Consider the following 16,427-nt stretch of genomic DNA (forward strand, 5'->3'; position numbering starts at 1 on the left):
AACCAAGACGGGCCTGGGCGTGGCGAGCATACCCGCCGCGCCCGACCTTCAAGGAGCGCCCTCCATGATTCAGCCTGTCGCTGAACGTACACCGGCCGGGACCAGTTACCTGGATCTAGGCCAGGGCCAGCCCGTGGTACTGATCCACGGCGTGGGCCTGAACAAGGAAATGTGGGGCGGGCAGATCGTCGGCCTGGCCAACGACTACCGCGTCATCACCTACGACATGCTCGGCCATGGCCAGAGCCGCGTGCCCGCCAGCGACACGCCGCTCGAAGGCTACGCCGAACAGCTCGCCGAATTGCTCGACCACCTGCAGATCGCCCAGGCCACCGTGATCGGCTTCTCCATGGGTGGCCTGGTGGCCCGCGCCTTCGCGCTCAATTACCCGCAGCGCCTGGCCGCACTGGTAGTGCTCAACAGCGTGTTCAACCGCACCCCCGAGCAGAGCGCCGGGGTGATCGCCCGTGCCGCGCAAGCCTTTGAACAGGGCCCCGACGCCAACGTCGACGCAGCGCTCGACCGCTGGTTCAGCCGCGAATACAAGGCCGCCAACCCGGCCCAGGTCGCCGCCATCCGCCAGGTGCTGGCCAGCAACGACCCGCAGGGCTACCACACCACCTATTCGCTGTTCGCCACCCAGGACATGTACCGCGAAGGCGACCTGGGCAGCATCCAGGTACCGACGCTGATCGCCACCGGCGAACTCGACAGCGGCTCCACCCCGGCCATGACCCGCCAGCTCGCCGCGCGTATCCCCGGTGCGCAGAGCGTGGTCCTCGCCGAGCAACGGCATATGATGCCGGTGGAAGCGCCGCGCGAAGTCAACAAGATGCTGCTGGACTTCCTCAAGCAAGCCCGCACCCTCACCGAATCCGCCAAGGGGATTGTTGCATGACCCTCGTTCGTTTCCAGATGTGCATCGACGGCCAGTGGCTCGATGCCCAGAGCGGCAAGACCTTCGACAGCCTCGACCCGGCCACCGCCCAGGCCTGGGCGCAACTGCCAGACGCCGCCGAAGCCGACGTCGAGCTGGCCGTGCAGGCCGCCCAGCGCGCCTTCGAAGGCTCTGCCTGGCGCGGCCTCACCGCCACCGCCCGGGGCAAACTGCTGCGCCGCCTGGGTGATCTGATCGCCGAGAACAAGGAACACCTGGCCCAGCTCGAGAGCCGTGACAACGGCAAGCTGATCCGCGAAACCCGCGGCCAGGTCGGCTACCTGCCGGAGTTCTTCCACTACACCGCGGGGCTGGCCGACAAGCTCGAAGGCGGCACCCTGCCGCTGGATAAGCCGGACCTGTTCGCCTACACCGTGCACGAGCCGATTGGCGTGGTGGCCGGGATCATCCCCTGGAACAGCCCGCTGTACCTGACCGCGATCAAGCTGGCCCCGGCCCTGGCCGCCGGCAACACCATCGTGCTCAAGCCCTCCGAGCACGCCTCGGCGACCATCCTCGAGCTGGCCCGCCTGGCCCTCGAAGCCGGCTTCCCGGCCGGCGTGGTCAACGTGGTGACCGGCTACGGCCCAAGCACCGGCGCCGCCCTCACCCGCCACCCGCTGGTGCGCAAGATCGCCTTCACCGGCGGCGCCGCCACCGCCCGCCATGTGGTGCGCAGCAGCGCCGAGAACTTCGCCAAGCTGTCGCTGGAGCTGGGCGGCAAGTCGCCGAACATCATCTTCGCCGACGCGGACCTGGACAGCGCCATCAACGGCGCCGTGGCCGGCATCTATGCCGCCTCCGGGCAAAGCTGCGTGGCCGGTTCGCGGCTGCTGGTGCAGGACGAGATCTTCGACGAGTTCGTCGAACGCCTGATCGCCCGCGCCAAAAGCATCCGCATCGGCAACCCGCAGGACGAACGCAGCGAGATGGGCCCCATCGCCACCGCCCAGCAACTGGCCGTGATCGAAGGCCTGGTGGCCGCGGCCAAGGCCGAAGGCGCCACGCTGCGCATGGGTGGCAAGCGTGCCGAGGTCGAAGGTGACGGCTGGTTCTACGAGCCGACTCTGTTCGAGTGCGACAGCAACTCGATGACCATCATGCAGGAAGAAGTGTTCGGCCCGGTCGCAGCGGTGATCCGCTTCAAGACCGAGGAACAGGCCCTGGCGATGGCCAACGACTCGCAGTTCGGCCTGGCCGCCGGCATCTGGACCCGCGACCTGGGCCGCGCCCATCGCCTGGCCCGCGACGTGCGTTCCGGGATCATCTGGGTCAACACCTACCGCGCGGTATCGGCCATGGCCCCCATCGGCGGTTTCAAGAACAGCGGCTATGGCCGTGAGAGCGGCATCGATTCGGTGCTTGCCTATACCGAGCTGAAGACGGTGTGGATCAACCTCTCCACCGCGCCCATGCCCGACCCGTTCGTGATGCGCTAGGAGGAACACGAGATGATCGAACCCGGCATCTACAAAGACGTGATGGGCTCGTTCCCGTCCGGTGTCACCGTGGTCACTACCCTGGATGCCGACGGCGCCATCGTCGGCATCACCGCCAGCGCCTTCAGCGCGCTGTCGATCGAGCCGGCGCTGGTGCTGTTCTGCCCCAACTACGCCTCGGACACCTACCCGATCCTGCGCGACAGCAAGCAGTTCGCCATCCACCTGTTGTCCGCCGACCAGACCGCCGAGGCCTATGCCTTCGCCGGCAAGGGCAAGGACAAGGCCAAGGGCATCGACTGGCAGTTGAGCGAACTGGGCAACCCGTTGCTCACCAAGGCCACGGCGATCATCGAGTGCGAACTGTGGCGCGAGTATGACGGCGGTGACCACGCGATCATCGTCGGCGCCGTGAAGAACCTGGTGCTGCCCGAGCAGCCGGTGACGCCGATGGTGTACCACAAGGGCAAGCTCGGCGCCTTGCCGCCGCTGGGCTGATACCCCATCGCGGGGCAAGCCCGCTCCCACGAACTCGCCTGCGTGGGAGCGGGCTTGCCCCGCGATGCTGCCCCACAGTTTCCGGGGGCCGCGCATACCCCCTCACCTTCGGTTGCGGCCCCCCTTTTCATTCAACGTTCAAGGACCTCGGCAGATGAGCAACGAAAAGTACGAGAAAGGCCTGCAGATCCGCACCCAGGTACTGGGCGAGGACTACGTCAACCGCTCGATCCAGAACGCCGACGAGTTCACCAAGCCGCTCCAGGAGCTGGTTACCGAGTACTGCTGGGGCCATGTCTGGGGCCGCGATGGCTTGTCGCTCAAAGAGCGCAGCATGATAAACTTGGCCATGATTTCCGCGCTCAACCGGCCCCACGAGCTCAAGCTGCACATCCGTGGCGCCTTGCGCAATGGCCTGAGCCGTGAACAGATTCGCGAGATCCTGCTCCAAGTCGGCATTTATTGCGGCGTACCTGCGGCGGTGGACAGTTTCCGCCTGGCCCGCGAGGCCTTCGCCGAAGCCGACGCAGAGTCAACCCGTTAACAACGGGCTGTTTCGAACCACTGCAAGGAGCGCCACGGTTCGTGGCCCTTCGCGATGTTGGCGCAACAGCCTCATAAAAGAGCGCCCCTGATGAAACGCCAGCCACTCGACGACAGCTTCAAGGTCAACCGCAACCCCGTTACCCTGCGTGAAATCGTGCTGGACAAACTGCGCAGCGCGATCATGAACTTCCACCTGCTGCCGGGCGATCGCCTGGTCGAGCGCGACCTCTGCGATCGCCTCGGCGTCAGCCGCACCTCGGTCCGCGAAGCCCTGCGCCACCTCGAATCCGAAGGCCTGGTCGAGTTCGCCGACGCCAAGGGCCCGCGCGTGGCCATCATCACCCTGGAAGACGCCCGCGACATCTACGAGCTGCGTTGCGTACTCGAAGGCCTGATCGTCCAGTTGTTCACCCTCAACGCCAAGACCAAGGACATCCGCGCCTTGGAGCGCGCCCTGGAAGTCAACCGCGAGGCGCTGGAAGACGGCGAGCTGCAGCAGGTGCTCGACTCGGTGCAAGGTTTCTACGACGTGCTGCTCGAAGGTTCGGGCAACCAGGTGGCCGCCCAGCAGTTGCGCCAGTTGCAGGCGCGCATCAGCTACCTGCGCGCCACGTCGGTGTCGCAAGAGAACCGCCGCAGCGCCAGCAACCGTGAAATGGAAAAGATCGTCGAGGCGATCAAGAGCGGCGACCCGCAAGTCGCGCACCAGGCCTCGGTCGACCATGTACGCGCCGCCGCAAAAGTGGCACTGGACTATCTGCGCCAGAAACAGGACGACAACGCCAAGGTCCGCGAAATCGTCGCTCCCCTGCCCCTCAAGGACCCTCGCATAGGCCGCTGACCATGCCCACCGCCCCGCGCTACTGCCCGCACTGCACCACGGAACTGGCCCGGGGCGTCCCCAACGGCGACACCCACGAACGTCTGCACTGCAGCAACTGCGGCTACATCCACTACATCAACCCGAAGATCATTGCCGGCTGCATCATCGAGCGTGATGGCAAGTACCTGCTGTGCCAGCGGGCCATTGCGCCGCGGCCGGGGACCTGGACCTTGCCGGCCGGGTTCATGGAGGCTGGCGAGACCACCGAGCAGGCGGCGTTGCGCGAGGTATGGGAAGAGAGTGGCGTGCGGGGCGAGATCGTCTCGCCTTACTCGATTTTCAGCGTGCCGCAGATCAGCGAGGTGTACATCATCTTCCGCGCCATTGCGACTGAAGAGACCGGGGAGTATGGGGCTGAGACTCTGGCCTACAAGTTCTTCGAGCCTGACGAGATTCCTTGGGACCAGATCTATTACCCGGCGATTCGGCAGATCTTGGAGCGGTACATTCTTGAGCGGCAGGCGGGGGTGTATGGGATTTATATGGGGAATGATGATAGCGGGAAGGTGCATTTCATTCGTTGAGTGGGGTTCGGGTTCGGGTTTCAGGGTGTTGGTTTTTGTAGATGTATGCGCATTCAGCGGCGATGTCGACTTTTAGTCACCTTTCCGCCCTTACGGCGGCCTACTTTGGTCTTGGCCAAAGTAGGCAAAGCCGCTCGCTCCCATCATACGGCCCCTGCGCTGCGCTCCGGGGTCCCCTCGCTCCGGTGCCTTCCGGGCCCGCGCGGCCTACGACTTGCTGCGCAAGTCTACATCTCGCGCCTTCGGCTACGCCGAAGGGTGCTGCGCACCAGGGCCCTCCAGTCACCTCCACTCGGCCTCCTGAAGTCGCAATTTGTGTTGCCTGGACTATTGCGCGCTTAGAAGCAAGAGCAAAAACAGATCAAGAGCAGATCAAGAGCAGATCAAGAGCAGATCAAGAGCAGATCAAGAGCAGTAATGCGGCTATCTAGTTTTGGCTGTTTCTTATTTGTTGTTTGTTCGGGCCCTATCGCCGGCAAGCCGGCTCCCACAGGTACAGTGCAAGTCTGAAAGTTTCGCTCTAACCTGTGGGAGCTGGCTTGCCAGCGATTGCAATCCTGAGTTCCCAGCCAATCCAACTAGCGACAGCTAACGCCAGCCCAGGCGCCGCCCCTAACTTCGCGACTTCAGGAGGCTGAGCGTAGGCGTCTGGAGGGCCCTGGTGCGCAGCACCCTTCGGCGTTAGCCGAAGGCGCGAGATGTAGACTTGCGCAGCAAGTCGGAGGCCGCGCGGGCCCGGAGGACGCCGGAGCGAAGGGACCCCGAAGCGCAGCGTAGGGGCCGTATGATGGGAGCGAGCGGCTTTGCCTACTTTGGCCAAGACCAAAGTAGGCCGCCGTAAGGGCGGAAAGGTGACTTCGCGTCGACATCACAAATGAATGCGCATACAACCTTCAAAACAAACAACAAACAACAAACAACAAACAACAAACAACAAACAACAAACAACAAACAATTACACATAAACCACCAGAATCAAGAAACGCCAGAAACTCACATTAACTTCTGGCGCTCCTCCATAAGCAGCAACCTATTCCAACAACACCTACTCATACAGGCGACGACAACAGAGACATACCGCAGGCAAAAACCAAACTCCCCTCAAGGCTGCTGATACTGACTCAGATACTTATCCACCACCGCCGAATCCCCCGCCTCCGCTACCTGCCACAACCGCCGCTCGATCCCCTGCGCCAGCAAGTGCCCCACCGCCGCCTCGATCGCCGACAGCACGCACAACTGCGCCGGCTCATTGGTGGTGTACCCCACCTCCGCCTCCAGCAACTTCTTGAACTCGATGAACTTGAACACCCCGGCACTACGCCCGACCGAGTAAATGGTCTTGCTGGTCATCACGTTCGCCAGCACCTGCCCCGAACGCACATCCACCGCCCGCAGGTTCACGGTCACCTGGTCCACCCGGTACTCACGCGAGATATCGATACCGAGGTACCGCGCCCCCTCGCCCCCACTGCGCACGTTGGTGTCATAGGCGATGATGCCGCCCTCGAGCATCAGATTGGCCGCCTGCAACGGCGGCAGCTCGGCCTGGATGTTCTCCGGCACGTCGGCCTTCTTCTGCGAGGCACGGATGATCTTGCGTTCGGTCAGCAGGTTCTGCAGCCCTTCACGCTCCAGCACCACGAACCAGCCACTGGCATTGAGCGCGTCCATCAGCATGCTCGCGGCACCCTGGGTGACGCTGGTGGAGAACGAGCTGGCCGGGGTCGGCTTGTACTGCCCGGTCTGGTCACGGAAGCCATACACCACGGCCATCAACCGCCCCCGTGGGCGCGGCATGTTGACCAGGTCGTAGTAGGTCGAGGCCCGAGGGGTCAGGGTCGGGGTTTCGGAATCCTGTTCGGCCGGCATCGGTTCGCGCAGGCCGCAGCCTTGCAGGCCAGACAGAGCGGTGATCAACAGCAGCGTGCTCAGCAGACGTTTCATGATTGTGCTCTCCCCACAATAAAGACCCGTCCCTCTCAGGGGTTCAGGCCGCTCACCTGGATGATCGAAACTTCGCCAGTGGCACGGTCGGTGACCCTGATGCTCAGGGCCCCGGCGTTGTCGATGACGTCGATCAGGAAGGCATTGGTGGACATGCTGCCGGTGTTGCCGTTGCTGATGTTGTCCAGCAACTGGCCAAGCAGTCGCGACTCCAGCTGGTTGGTGAAACGCTCCAGTGACGAGGTGCCGTTGAAGGCGTTGGTGCGCTCCTTCAGGTCCGGGTCGTCATAGTCGTTCTGCGCCTGGGCGTTGTTGAGCAGCCAGGTGCCGTTCAACGGGTTGCCACCGAAGGCCGGGTTGACCGGGGTGTACACCAGTTCCGTGGCCAGCGCCTGGCAACCGATGCCGGCGGCCAGCAGGCAGGCAGCGACGCGTTGCGATGTGTACTTGCTCATAGCTCGTCCCTCTCCAGATCGGTGGTGTCCTGCAGCAGCCGTTGCAATTTGCGCTGGACAATCTGCTGCCTGACCAGGTCGGCGGCCTCTTTGGCCTCTTCGGTGAGTTGCGTGGTGTTGGGTGGCAGGAAGCGCCGGTACACCACTTCGCGTTCGAACTCCACGGTCACCAGGCTGCCCCAGCGGGCATCCGGGCGTTCGCGCACCACCAGGTTGAAGTCCAGGCGGCTGGTGGCGCGCAGGCGGTCGGCGAAGTAGTAGTAAAAGTCGTGGCCGATGTGCGAGATGGTGTTGTCGACGATGAAGCCCTTCATCTCGTCTTCTTCGTTGGCCCAGGCCGGCGCCTGCAGCAGCGCCAGGCACAGGCCGACCATCAGCAGCGCGCGGTTCATGGCGCGTCTCCCTGGCCGACATGCTGACGGGCGCCAGCGGCGCTTTCGGCAAAGGCCTGCTCGGCAACGAACTGCCAGTCGCTGTAGTGCTCAAGCCCCTCGAAGGCACTCCACAGCGCATCGAAACCGCTGCGTTTGAGGGGCATGGCCTGGGAGCGGCTGTACACCCCGGTGATGCGCCCGTCGACAGAGCGCATCAGGCCCCAGTCCTCGCCCCCACCGACCGGGTCGGGGTAGAGCCTGCGGATATGCCGCTGCGCTGACGGGAAGCGATTGTCTTCGAGCAGGTCGGCCAGTTCCTGCGGGTACTGGGCCAGCCCCGGCGAGGCACGGTAGTAGCTGCGCAGGGCCTGGGCGTACTGCCCGCCCACCCACAGCAACTGGCGCTCGCGTTCGCGTTGGGCACTGGTGGCCCACAGGGTGCCGGTGGCGGCCAGGGCGATGCTGCTGACGGCAATCAGCAACAGCACGCCCAGGTAGGTGAAGCCGGCTTCACCATTCGGCATAGAGGCTGCCATCGCGCGCCCTCCCTGTGGCCCCGCTCTTGATATCCGCCACCCCGCCAGCCACCCCTTCGGGCGGCGGCACCAGCTGCCAGCTGTCGCGGCGTTCGCTGATCGGGTCCAGCGGGGTGTTGCGCAGGTAACGCTGCTCCACCAGTTGGTCGAGCGAGTCGGGGTAGTGCCCGGTGTCGCCGTAGTAGTGGTCCAGGGCCTCGCGCAATACCGCCAGGCTCTGGCGCAGGGTGGCCTCGCGCGAGGCGTCGAGGCTGTTGAAATAGCGCGGCATGGCGATGGTCATCAGGGTGGCGATGATCGCCATCACCACCAGCAGTTCGATCAGGGTGAAGCCTTTGCTGGATTTCATCGGCGTCACCATTGCCCGTACGGGATGTTGTTGAGGCCTTTGCCGCGGGCCTTGGAGTACACATCGAAGACGTCCTGGCCTTCCCGGGGGTTGTCCGCGCTGCTGTCGTAGGCGCGAAGGCCCCAGGCGCCGCCGTCGTCGGCCTTGGCCGCCAGCAGCGGGTCGTGCGGGATGCGCCGCAGGAAGTAGAACTTGGCGCCCTTGGCACTGCGCACATCGCGCACGCCTTCCACCAGCACCTGCAGGTTCGGCGGGTAGCCGCTGCCATCCAGGCGCTTCTCGATGTAGCCGGCGTCGAAGGCACGCTTGTAGGCGTCGATGGCGTCGCGGATCTGGTACAGCGCCTCGCGCAGTTGCTGCTCCTTGCCACGGCGCACCATGGTTTCGGCCAATGGCGCGGCCATGCTGGCGAGCAGCCCGAGCAGCGCCAGGGTCAGCACCACCTCGATCAGGCTGAAGCCCTGCTGGCGGCGTTTCATGGCCGTGGCACCACGCGGGCCGGGACCACGGCCACCTGGCCCTGGGCGGCGGGTTCGGCGTCCGTATCGGTCGGCAGCGCCTCGCTCGGTACCGGCAGCGCCATCTGGCGCACCTGCAGGCTGGACTCGGTGCCAGTGCCGAACTCCATGTCCGACGGGCTCTGGTACGGCAGGTTGCGCACGATGCGCGGGGTGATCGCCAGCACCAGTTCGGACTTGCTCATGTCGTCCTTGTTGCTGCCGAACAGCCGGCCCAGGCCAGGGATGTCGCCAAGGCCGGGGATCTTGTTGCCGCTGGCGTTGTGGTCGTTGCGCACCAGGCCGGCCAGCACCTGGGTTTCGCCGTCGTGCAGGCGCAGGCTGGTCTGGGCGTTGCGGGTGTCGACCTGGACCGGGATGGTGCCCTGGCGGGTAGCCTCCAGTGGGGTCGCGTTGCTCACCTCCAGGGCCACCTTGATCGCCACCTCGTTGTTCAGGTGCACGGTGGGCTGCACTTCAAGCTTCAGGCCGACATCGAGGTAGGTGACGCTCTCGGTGATCACCGGGCCCTGGGTGGACGGCACCGAGGTGGCGCTGATGATCGGCACCCGCTGGCCGATGTGGATGCGCGCCTGCTCGCGGTTGCTGACCCGGATCACCGGGCTGGCCAGGGTGTTGATGTCCTTGTCCTGGGCATTGATCTTGGCCTGCGGCGCCGGCGAGATGCTGATGCGGCTGGAGTCGATGCCCTTGAGCTGGTCGAGCACGCTGACCGGCTTGCCGTCGTTGCTCAGCACGCCGAAGGTATTGGGCCATTGCAGGCCGAGGTCGAGGATGCGCGAGGTAGCCACTTCCATCACCTCCACTTCCAGCACCACCTCGGGGTTGGACTGATCCTGCGACTGCAGCAGTTTTTCGGCCATGCGTATGGCATCCGAGGTGTCGCGCATGGTCAGGGTGTTGAGGCGCTCATCGACGAACACGTCGCGGGTCTTGAGCATGGTCTTGACCATGTTCAGCGCGGTGTTGGCGTCGATGCTGGTGAGGTAGAAGGTGCGCATCACCAGTTCCTGGTAATCCTTGGTCTTCTGCGGCGAGTCGGGGTACAGCAGCAAGGTGTTGTCGTTGACGATCTTCTGGCGCAGCTGGTTCTGCTCCAGCAGCAGGGCCACGGCATCCTCGATGCGCACGTCGCGCACAAAGATGGTGGCCTTCATGCCAGGAGGCAGGTCCTTGTCGAAGATGAAGTTGATCCCGGCCACCTGGGCCAGCACCTCGAAGATGGTCTTCAGGTTGGCATCGCGAAATTCCAGGGTGACCGGGCGCTCCAGCTTGCTGCGCAGTTGCGGGTAAGGCGTGGCGGTGCGTGCCTGGACATTCTCGATGTCGCTGCGCAGGGTCATGCCCTTCTGGTTCTGCGGGTCCAGGCGCAGCACTTCGCGCATGTAGCGCTCGGCGCCGAACAGGTCGCCCTGGCGCAGCGCGGCCTGGCCCAGGGCCACGCGCTCGTCGAGGGTGCGGATCAGCTCCAGCTGGCGGATGCCTTCCTGGGCGCGGCGGTTGTTCGGCTCGATGGTCAGCACCCGGCCATAGCCCATGCGGGCGCTGGCGAAGTCATGACGGATGCGGTCGCTGTCGGCCTGGGTCAGCAGCGCCTCGACCGCCGCCTGGCGGCCATGGGCCAGGGCGATGTTCAGCTCGGTGTCGCGCGGGTCATCGCGCAGGGCCTCCTCCAGGCGGGCGATGCCGGCCTCGTACTGCCCCTCTTTCATCAGCTCGGCGCTGTCCTTGCGCACCGCACTGGAGCCACATCCAGCGATGGCCACGCACAGGGCCAGCAGCATGAACGGAGCAGGCTTGCACAACTTCGAAGGCTTCATGGTGCGCTCCCGACAGACAGGGTCTGTGGCTGGTGCAGTGGCAGGTAGACCAGGCTCAGCTCGGTGGCCGAGACCCGGTCGAGGCGGTAGGTGTCTTCGATCACGTCGCCCTGGCGCACGACGTAGAGCTTCTCGCCGTTCTGCAGGAACACCTGCAGGTCGTCGCGGTCACCCAGCCGGCCGACGAACTGGAACGGCAGCTCCGGGGCGCTGGGGGCGACCACCACGGGGGTGGCGACCACGGGTTGTTCGGTGACGGTGGCCAGGGTTTGCGGGGCGGTCCATTGCTGGGCCGGGAACAGATCTCTGGAAGCCTGTGCCGACGCCATCGCTGGCAAGCCAGCTCCCACGGGTTGTGTAGCCGCCGCGCCCTCTGTGGGAGCCGGCTTGCCGGCGATCGGGGCCACCTCGGCCTCCTGGCCGAACCAATGCCCCGGCGCCCACGCCAGCGCGGCGCTAAGCCCCAGAAACCCAGCCCACATCACCGCACGCTGAATGTTCATCACGACCTCGACAGGTAAAGGGTCATGCGGACCCGGCCGTTGAGCTCACGGTCGCCGATACGCTTGCGTTGCAGCTCCAGGTCTTCCAGCACCACGGTCGGCAACTGGGCCAGCAGCGCTTTGAGGAAGCCACGGATCTGCGGGTAGCTGCCGCGCACCGGCAGGACGATCTGGTAGCGCGCCAGCTGGGTTTTCGGGTCCACCCCCAGGGCGTACTCACCGCGTGCCAGGCTGATGCGTTCGGCGCTGGCCAGGTGATACAGGCGCTCGATCAGCTCACTGGCCTGGGGTTGGCCGGGCAGTTGCTGACGCAGGTCGTCGAGCACCTGTTGTTCGGGCTTGGCCTGCACTTTCAGCTCGCCGCGCTCCAGGCGTTTGACCTGGACGCTGGCGTCGGCCTCGCTGGCGCGCAGTTCGCGCACCATTTGCCACTGCGGCAGCACAATCGCCAGGGCCACAGCCAACGCCAGCACCGCCACCAGGACCGCCGCCATGCCGACCCGGCCCAGGCGCAGCACCGCTTCATGAAGGATCAGGCTAGGGACGCGCATGGCCGGTCTCCCAAGTGGCAGTGAGGTTGAAACGCACCGGGTGCTCGGCCTGCCCCGCCACCACTTCGTGGTTGAGCAACGACACGTCGCTCAGCTCGTCGCTGCGCTCCAGGCGCTGGTGGTACTGCAGCATGGCTTCGAGGTTGCGAGCCTCGGCGCTGATGCGCACCTGGCCCTTGCGGGCGTCGGGGGTGAGGCTGAGCAGCGCCACGTCTTCCTGGGGCATGGCCTCGAGCATGGCGAACAGCTGCTGCCAGGGCCGTTGCAGTTGCTGCGAAACGCTGCGCATCTGCGCCAGGCGCTCGGCCTGCTCGCGGATCACCGCGCTGCTCTGCACTGCGGCAGTGGCCGGGCGGCGGCCGAGCTTGAGCTCCAGCTGGTGCACGCGAGCCTCCAGTTCGGCCTGTTCGCCCACCAGTTGCTGCTGGGCCAGTACCAGTAGCGCCAGCACGGCGCCGGCCAGGGCCAGCAGCGACCAGGCCAGCGGGCCACTGTGGCGGGGTTGGAATTCCAGTTCGAGGCGGCGCATGTCAGGCCACCGCCCGCCACATGGCGCACAGCGGGTCGGCCTCGCCGGCCACCGTGCACAGCTGCACCGCGGCGAGGGTCGAGGCCACCTGGCGCCCCGGCGCATGCAGGTACACCTGGGGGGGTTGCGCGCCATACAGCTCGCAGGTGCGCTCGATCAGCGCCTGCAAGGCCTGGTCGGTGTCGGCGCAGCCTTGCGCCAGCACCTGCTGCCAGGCACCGTCGGCGGCCAGCAGCAGCACGCTGCGGCGCGGTTCGGCGAGGACGAACAGGAAGTCGCCCTGGGCCAGTTGCGCCGAGCAGCGGTTGTAGGCGGCCATCAGGTACGGCTGCACCGAGCGCAGGCTCAGGCGGTAGTCCCGGCCGAGGTCCTGCAGGCCTTGCAGCAGCGCCTCGGGCAGTGCCGTGGCAATGCGCGCGGCACCGGCAGGCTCGGGCGACAGCACGATGCGCCAGTCATCCAGCACCTGGCCGTAGAGGTTCTCGAAGCACGCCCGGGCGTAGGCGTCCAGCTCGCGCGGGCTGCCGATGGCTGCGCTCCAGGGCACCAGGCAGAAGCGGCTGAAGCGGGCCGACAGCAGCACCCGCAGCGGCGCACTGCGCACCTGGTGTTCGCCCAGCAGCTCGCCGAGCGCATGCAGCGCGGCGGCCCAGGCCGGCTGCGCGGCGTCGCAGCTGAAGGCGCGACTGCCCAGCCAAGGCTGTTGATTACCGTGCCAGCAACCCAGGCCGACACCTTCTGCGCCGAGCACGGCGCAATACCGATCAGCTGACGAATGTGACACGGTTGATCTCCTCGAGGGTGGTACGGCCAGTGCGGACCAGGTCCAGGGCCGAAGCGCGCAGCAAGCGCAGGCCGCGCTGGCAGGCCAGCTGCTTGATCTGCGAGAGCGGGCGGCGTTCGACGATCAGCTGGCGCAGGTCATCGTCCAGGTGCAGCAGTTCAGCGATGGCGCTGCGCCCGCGGTAGCCACTGCCGCGGCACTGGCCGCAGCCCTGGGCGCGAACGAACTGCCAGCCGGCCACGCCTTCACGGCTCAGCCCGGAGGCGGCGAGCAATTCGTCGTCGGCCTCGCAAGGCACCGCGCAGTGGGTGCAGGCCAGGCGCACCAGGCGCTGGGCCAGCACTGCGTTGAGCGCCGAGACGAAGCTGTAGGGGTCGACCTGCATCTGGCTGAAGCGGCCGATCACGTCGAACACGTTGTTGGCGTGGATGGTGGTGAACACCAGGTGGCCGGTGAGCGCCGACTGCACGGCGATCTGCGCGGTGTCCGGGTCGCGGATCTCGCCCACCAGGATCTTGTCCGGGTCGTGGCGCAGGATCGAGCGCAGGCCGCGGGCGAAGGTCAGGCCTTTCTTCTCGTTGACCGGGATCTGCAGCACCCCTGGCAGCTGGTACTCGACCGGGTCCTCGATGGTGATGATCTTGTCCACGCCATGGTTGATCTCGCTGAGCATGGCGTACAGCGTGGTGGTCTTGCCGCTGCCGGTGGGGCCGGTGACCAGGATCATCCCGTAGGGCTCGGCGGCCAGCCGGCGCAGGGCGCGCAGGGTGTGCTCCTCGAAGCCCAGGGCCTGCAGTTGCACGCCACTGACCTTGTCGGACAGGTCCTGCTTGTCGAGCACCCGCAGCACCGCGTCCTCACCGAAGATGCTCGGCATGATCGACACCCGGAAGTCGATCTGGCGCTCGCCGATGGCCACCTTGAAGCGGCCGTCCTGGGGCACGCGCTTCTCGCCGATGTCCAGCTCGGCCATCACCTTGATGCGCGAAATCACCTGCTCGGCGAAGGCATTGCCACTGGCCTTGCCGGCGCCGTTGAGCACGCCGTCGATGCGGTACTTGATGGTCAGGCCCTGGCCGGTCATGCCCAGGTGAATGTCGCTGGCATGCTGCTTGAGGGCATCGTAGAGGGTCGAGTTGACCAGCTTGACCACCCGGCTCTGGTCCTCGCTGATGCTGGTCAGCGACAGCCGTTGCAGGGTGTCGGCCTCGCCGCCGACCTCGACCTCGTGCTCGAGCGAGTCGACGGCGTGGAAGCTCTCTTCGTGGCGGGCGAGGAATGCGGCCAAGTCGGCGGCGTGCACCAGGTACAGCGGCGCGCCCTGCAGGCAGTCATCGATCCAGGCCAGGCGGGCACTGTCGAAGGGGTCGGCGAAGACACCGATCAACTCACCCTGGTGTTCGACCAGGGCGAATTCGCGTTTCAGGCACTGGGCCAGGCTGACCCGCTGGAAGGCCGGGGTGCAGGCGAACAGCGCCTGGGTGCCCAGCAGCGGGTAATGCAGGGTGGTGGCCAGGCGTTGAGTGAAGGTGGCGGGGGTATCGCCGGCCAGGCGTTCCAGGCAGGCCAGCAGGCGCTCTTCGCCGGACTGGGTGCGGGCCTGGGCCAGCAGGTCGCGGGGGTATGGGGTGGTGTGCGTTGCCTGTTCCGGCCTCATCGCTGGCAAGCCAGCTCCCACAGAGGCCATGTCCGCCACGCTCCCTGTGGGAGCCGGCTTGCCGGCGATGGGGCCGGTACTGCATACATCGAATGCCTGGGACATGGCCTGCAACTCCGCTCAGGGGCGGCGCCGCAGGCGGGTGGGCCTTGGGCGCCGCTATTCCCCGGTCAGCAGTTGCTCGTCGTCAGATTCAGGGGGCCTTGCGCCATTACGTCGGCGGTCGGCCAGCACCCAGCTGCCATCGTACAACTGCAGGGGGAACGCATCGTTCCTGTTCTGGCGTCGTTCGACGAACCCCTCGGCGGGAGAATCCGTGGCCCTGCGCTGGCGCTCGATGCCCATCAGGTCGAAGATCACGCGGGCCAGTTCCATCAGCGGGAACGGCTTGAACAGCACATGGCTCACACCCAGTTCGGCGGCCCGCTCACGTACCTCGACGGTAGGGTGGGCGGTAATCAGCACAAAGTGGCATTGCCTGTGGCTGCGCACGGTCTCCAGAACCTGAAACCCCTCCATGTCGGGCAAGCGGTAATCCAGCACAATCACATCCGGCGCCAGCTTCTCGGCCTGTTCGATACCACTGGTACCGTCATGGGCGAGATGGACCTCCAGGCCTTGCGCCTGCAAATACGCCTGCAGGTTCTGCGCAAGGGTCTGTTCGTCATCGACTACCAATACTCTGTTCACCAAGGTCCACTCCCATGAACTGCCCGGTTTCCCGGTCTGCGAAGTGCGGCCTTGTAGAGGCTTGAGCAGGCTTCGTGCCAGGCATGAAGGGCTGTTGCGCGAATCTAATAAAGCATTGATTTTGCTGAATATCTTTTACGTAGTTGGGGCGTGCGTGCAGGCGCTTCCCCACAACCGGGGACGCTGATGGCACTTTGCCTTGCGGGGTTCCCCCACTAGTGGGGAATTGCCCGTCACGGCCTCAGTCGGGGCGCTCCACTGTAGCGGATTCGCGCAAACGTTGGCGCACCGATTGCCGCGCCTGGGCCTGCAATTGCGCGACGAGCGCGTCCCTGGCCAGGCGTTGGTCTTGTTCGGGTAAGACAGACGTATTATCACTTTGGTTCTGCATTCCTTGCAGCAAGTGCCGATTGGCCTGGTGGAAGGCCGCGACTTCGGCAGCTGTGGGTTCCTCGACCGCGGTCAGCTGGGCGAACGCCAGCTGGGCGGCCAGTTCATGTCGAGTGTAGTCAGCGAAGCCTGGGCGATCGAAGCCGGCCTCCTGCAGGCGCCGCTCGAACAGCGCCGGGCTGCCGAATGCCGCCTGCAGCCCGGCAATGTGCGCGTCTACCTGCTGGTCGTCGATGACGATACCCAGGCGCCCCGCTTCCTGCCACAGCAGTTCTTTGTCGATCAGCTCGTCCAGCGCCTGCTCGCGCAGGCGCTGGTACAGGTTGGGGTTGCGGATGCTGGCCACCGCCCGGCCGTGGGCGACCAGGTACTCGCTGAAGTAACGCTCCAGGCGCAACACACCGATCTCCACGCCATTGACCCGCGCCGCCGGCGCATCGGCCTGGCTGGTCGAGGCCAGCAGCAACAGCAGCCACATCATCAGCACGCGCATGGCA

The 16,427-nt window shown here is 65.6% G+C and carries 20 protein-coding genes; 6 read left to right on the forward strand and 14 right to left on the reverse strand.

Features of this window, described 5'->3' with window-relative positions:
- The first annotated feature begins 64 nt into the window (after positions 1-64).
- The 6 genes from LOY51_RS16360 to LOY51_RS16385 all read left to right on the forward strand — a co-directional run bounded on the left by LOY51_RS16360 (position 65) and on the right by LOY51_RS16385 (position 4,827).
- Positions 65-898: an alpha/beta fold hydrolase gene (locus tag LOY51_RS16360; protein WP_125858986.1), complete on the forward strand. Its 834-nt coding sequence runs from the start codon at positions 65-67 to the stop codon at positions 896-898.
- Positions 895-2,376 (forward strand): aldehyde dehydrogenase, encoded by a 1,482-nt coding sequence (locus LOY51_RS16365; protein ID WP_125464439.1) that lies wholly within the window; start codon positions 895-897, stop codon positions 2,374-2,376. The genes LOY51_RS16360 and LOY51_RS16365 overlap by 4 nt, the downstream gene beginning before the upstream one ends.
- A 12-nt stretch (positions 2,377-2,388) precedes the next feature.
- Entirely contained in the window at positions 2,389-2,874 is a 486-nt protein-coding gene (locus LOY51_RS16370) for a flavin reductase family protein (protein ID WP_125858987.1), read from the forward strand.
- A 154-nt stretch (positions 2,875-3,028) separates the two neighbouring features.
- Complete coding sequence (locus LOY51_RS16375) at positions 3,029-3,418, forward strand: carboxymuconolactone decarboxylase family protein (RefSeq protein WP_125464441.1); 390 nt, start codon at positions 3,029-3,031, stop codon at positions 3,416-3,418.
- A 90-nt stretch (positions 3,419-3,508) separates the two neighbouring features.
- Positions 3,509-4,261 carry a GntR family transcriptional regulator gene (locus LOY51_RS16380; protein WP_110996546.1) on the forward strand — a complete coding sequence of 251 codons (753 nt, stop codon included), beginning with the start codon at positions 3,509-3,511 and terminating at the stop codon, positions 4,259-4,261.
- A gap of 2 nt (positions 4,262-4,263) precedes the next feature.
- Entirely contained in the window at positions 4,264-4,827 is a 564-nt protein-coding gene (locus LOY51_RS16385; protein WP_125858988.1) for an NUDIX hydrolase, read from the forward strand.
- 1,101 nt (positions 4,828-5,928) lie between these two features.
- On the opposite strand, the gene LOY51_RS16390 is transcribed toward LOY51_RS16385, so the two are convergent.
- The 14 genes from LOY51_RS16390 to LOY51_RS16455 all read right to left on the reverse strand — a co-directional run bounded on the left by LOY51_RS16390 (position 5,929) and on the right by LOY51_RS16455 (position 16,423).
- Positions 5,929-6,774: a CsgG/HfaB family protein gene (locus LOY51_RS16390; protein ID WP_125464443.1), complete on the reverse strand. Its 846-nt coding sequence runs from the start codon at positions 6,772-6,774 to the stop codon at positions 5,929-5,931.
- Between the two features lie 35 nt (positions 6,775-6,809).
- The gene (locus tag LOY51_RS16395) at positions 6,810-7,229 is read right to left on the reverse strand and encodes a curli assembly protein CsgF (RefSeq protein ID WP_125464444.1); all 420 of its coding nucleotides are present in this window, start codon (positions 7,227-7,229) and stop codon (positions 6,810-6,812) included.
- Entirely contained in the window at positions 7,226-7,621 is a 396-nt protein-coding gene (csgE, locus tag LOY51_RS16400) for a curli production assembly/transport protein CsgE (protein WP_125464445.1), read from the reverse strand. The genes LOY51_RS16395 and csgE overlap by 4 nt, the downstream gene beginning before the upstream one ends.
- Positions 7,618-8,139, reverse strand: a complete 522-nt coding sequence (locus tag LOY51_RS16405; RefSeq protein WP_258642122.1) for a type II secretion system protein — start codon at positions 8,137-8,139, stop codon at positions 7,618-7,620. Before LOY51_RS16405 ends, csgE begins: the two co-directional genes overlap by 4 nt.
- On the reverse strand, positions 8,114-8,488 hold the full coding sequence (locus LOY51_RS16410; protein WP_258642125.1) for a type II secretion system protein: 375 nt from the start codon (positions 8,486-8,488) through the stop codon (positions 8,114-8,116). The genes LOY51_RS16405 and LOY51_RS16410 overlap by 26 nt, the downstream gene beginning before the upstream one ends.
- 5 nt (positions 8,489-8,493) lie before the next feature.
- Positions 8,494-8,967 carry a type II secretion system protein gene (locus tag LOY51_RS16415; RefSeq protein ID WP_125464447.1) on the reverse strand — a complete coding sequence of 158 codons (474 nt, stop codon included), beginning with the start codon at positions 8,965-8,967 and terminating at the stop codon, positions 8,494-8,496.
- Entirely contained in the window at positions 8,964-10,826 is a 1,863-nt protein-coding gene (locus tag LOY51_RS16420) for a secretin GspD/PilQ domain-containing protein (protein WP_125464448.1), read from the reverse strand. The genes LOY51_RS16415 and LOY51_RS16420 overlap by 4 nt, the downstream gene beginning before the upstream one ends.
- On the reverse strand, positions 10,823-11,329 hold the full coding sequence (locus tag LOY51_RS16425; RefSeq protein WP_125858990.1) for a hypothetical protein: 507 nt from the start codon (positions 11,327-11,329) through the stop codon (positions 10,823-10,825). Before LOY51_RS16425 ends, LOY51_RS16420 begins: the two co-directional genes overlap by 4 nt.
- Positions 11,329-11,880 (reverse strand): GspMb/PilO family protein, encoded by a 552-nt coding sequence (locus LOY51_RS16430; RefSeq protein ID WP_125858991.1) that lies wholly within the window; start codon positions 11,878-11,880, stop codon positions 11,329-11,331. Before LOY51_RS16430 ends, LOY51_RS16425 begins: the two co-directional genes overlap by 1 nt.
- The gene (locus tag LOY51_RS16435; RefSeq protein WP_125858992.1) at positions 11,867-12,409 is read right to left on the reverse strand and encodes a PilN domain-containing protein; all 543 of its coding nucleotides are present in this window, start codon (positions 12,407-12,409) and stop codon (positions 11,867-11,869) included. Before LOY51_RS16435 ends, LOY51_RS16430 begins: the two co-directional genes overlap by 14 nt.
- Position 12,410: 1 nt before the next feature.
- Entirely contained in the window at positions 12,411-13,193 is a 783-nt protein-coding gene (locus tag LOY51_RS16440) for a hypothetical protein (protein WP_125858993.1), read from the reverse strand.
- The gene (locus tag LOY51_RS16445) at positions 13,174-14,850 is read right to left on the reverse strand and encodes a GspE/PulE family protein (protein WP_190305990.1); all 1,677 of its coding nucleotides are present in this window, start codon (positions 14,848-14,850) and stop codon (positions 13,174-13,176) included. Before LOY51_RS16445 ends, LOY51_RS16440 begins: the two co-directional genes overlap by 20 nt.
- Before the next feature lie 159 nt (positions 14,851-15,009).
- The gene (locus LOY51_RS16450) at positions 15,010-15,543 is read right to left on the reverse strand and encodes a response regulator (RefSeq protein ID WP_190305991.1); all 534 of its coding nucleotides are present in this window, start codon (positions 15,541-15,543) and stop codon (positions 15,010-15,012) included.
- Positions 15,544-15,781: 238 nt separating this feature from the next.
- Positions 15,782-16,423, reverse strand: coding sequence for a SurA N-terminal domain-containing protein (locus LOY51_RS16455; protein ID WP_125858996.1), 642 nt, complete (start codon positions 16,421-16,423; stop codon positions 15,782-15,784).
- Positions 16,424-16,427 lie beyond the last annotated feature (4 nt).

This window comes from Pseudomonas sichuanensis, from assembly GCF_024749065.1.
GTDB classification, from domain to species: Bacteria; Pseudomonadota; Gammaproteobacteria; order Pseudomonadales; family Pseudomonadaceae; genus Aquipseudomonas; species Aquipseudomonas sichuanensis.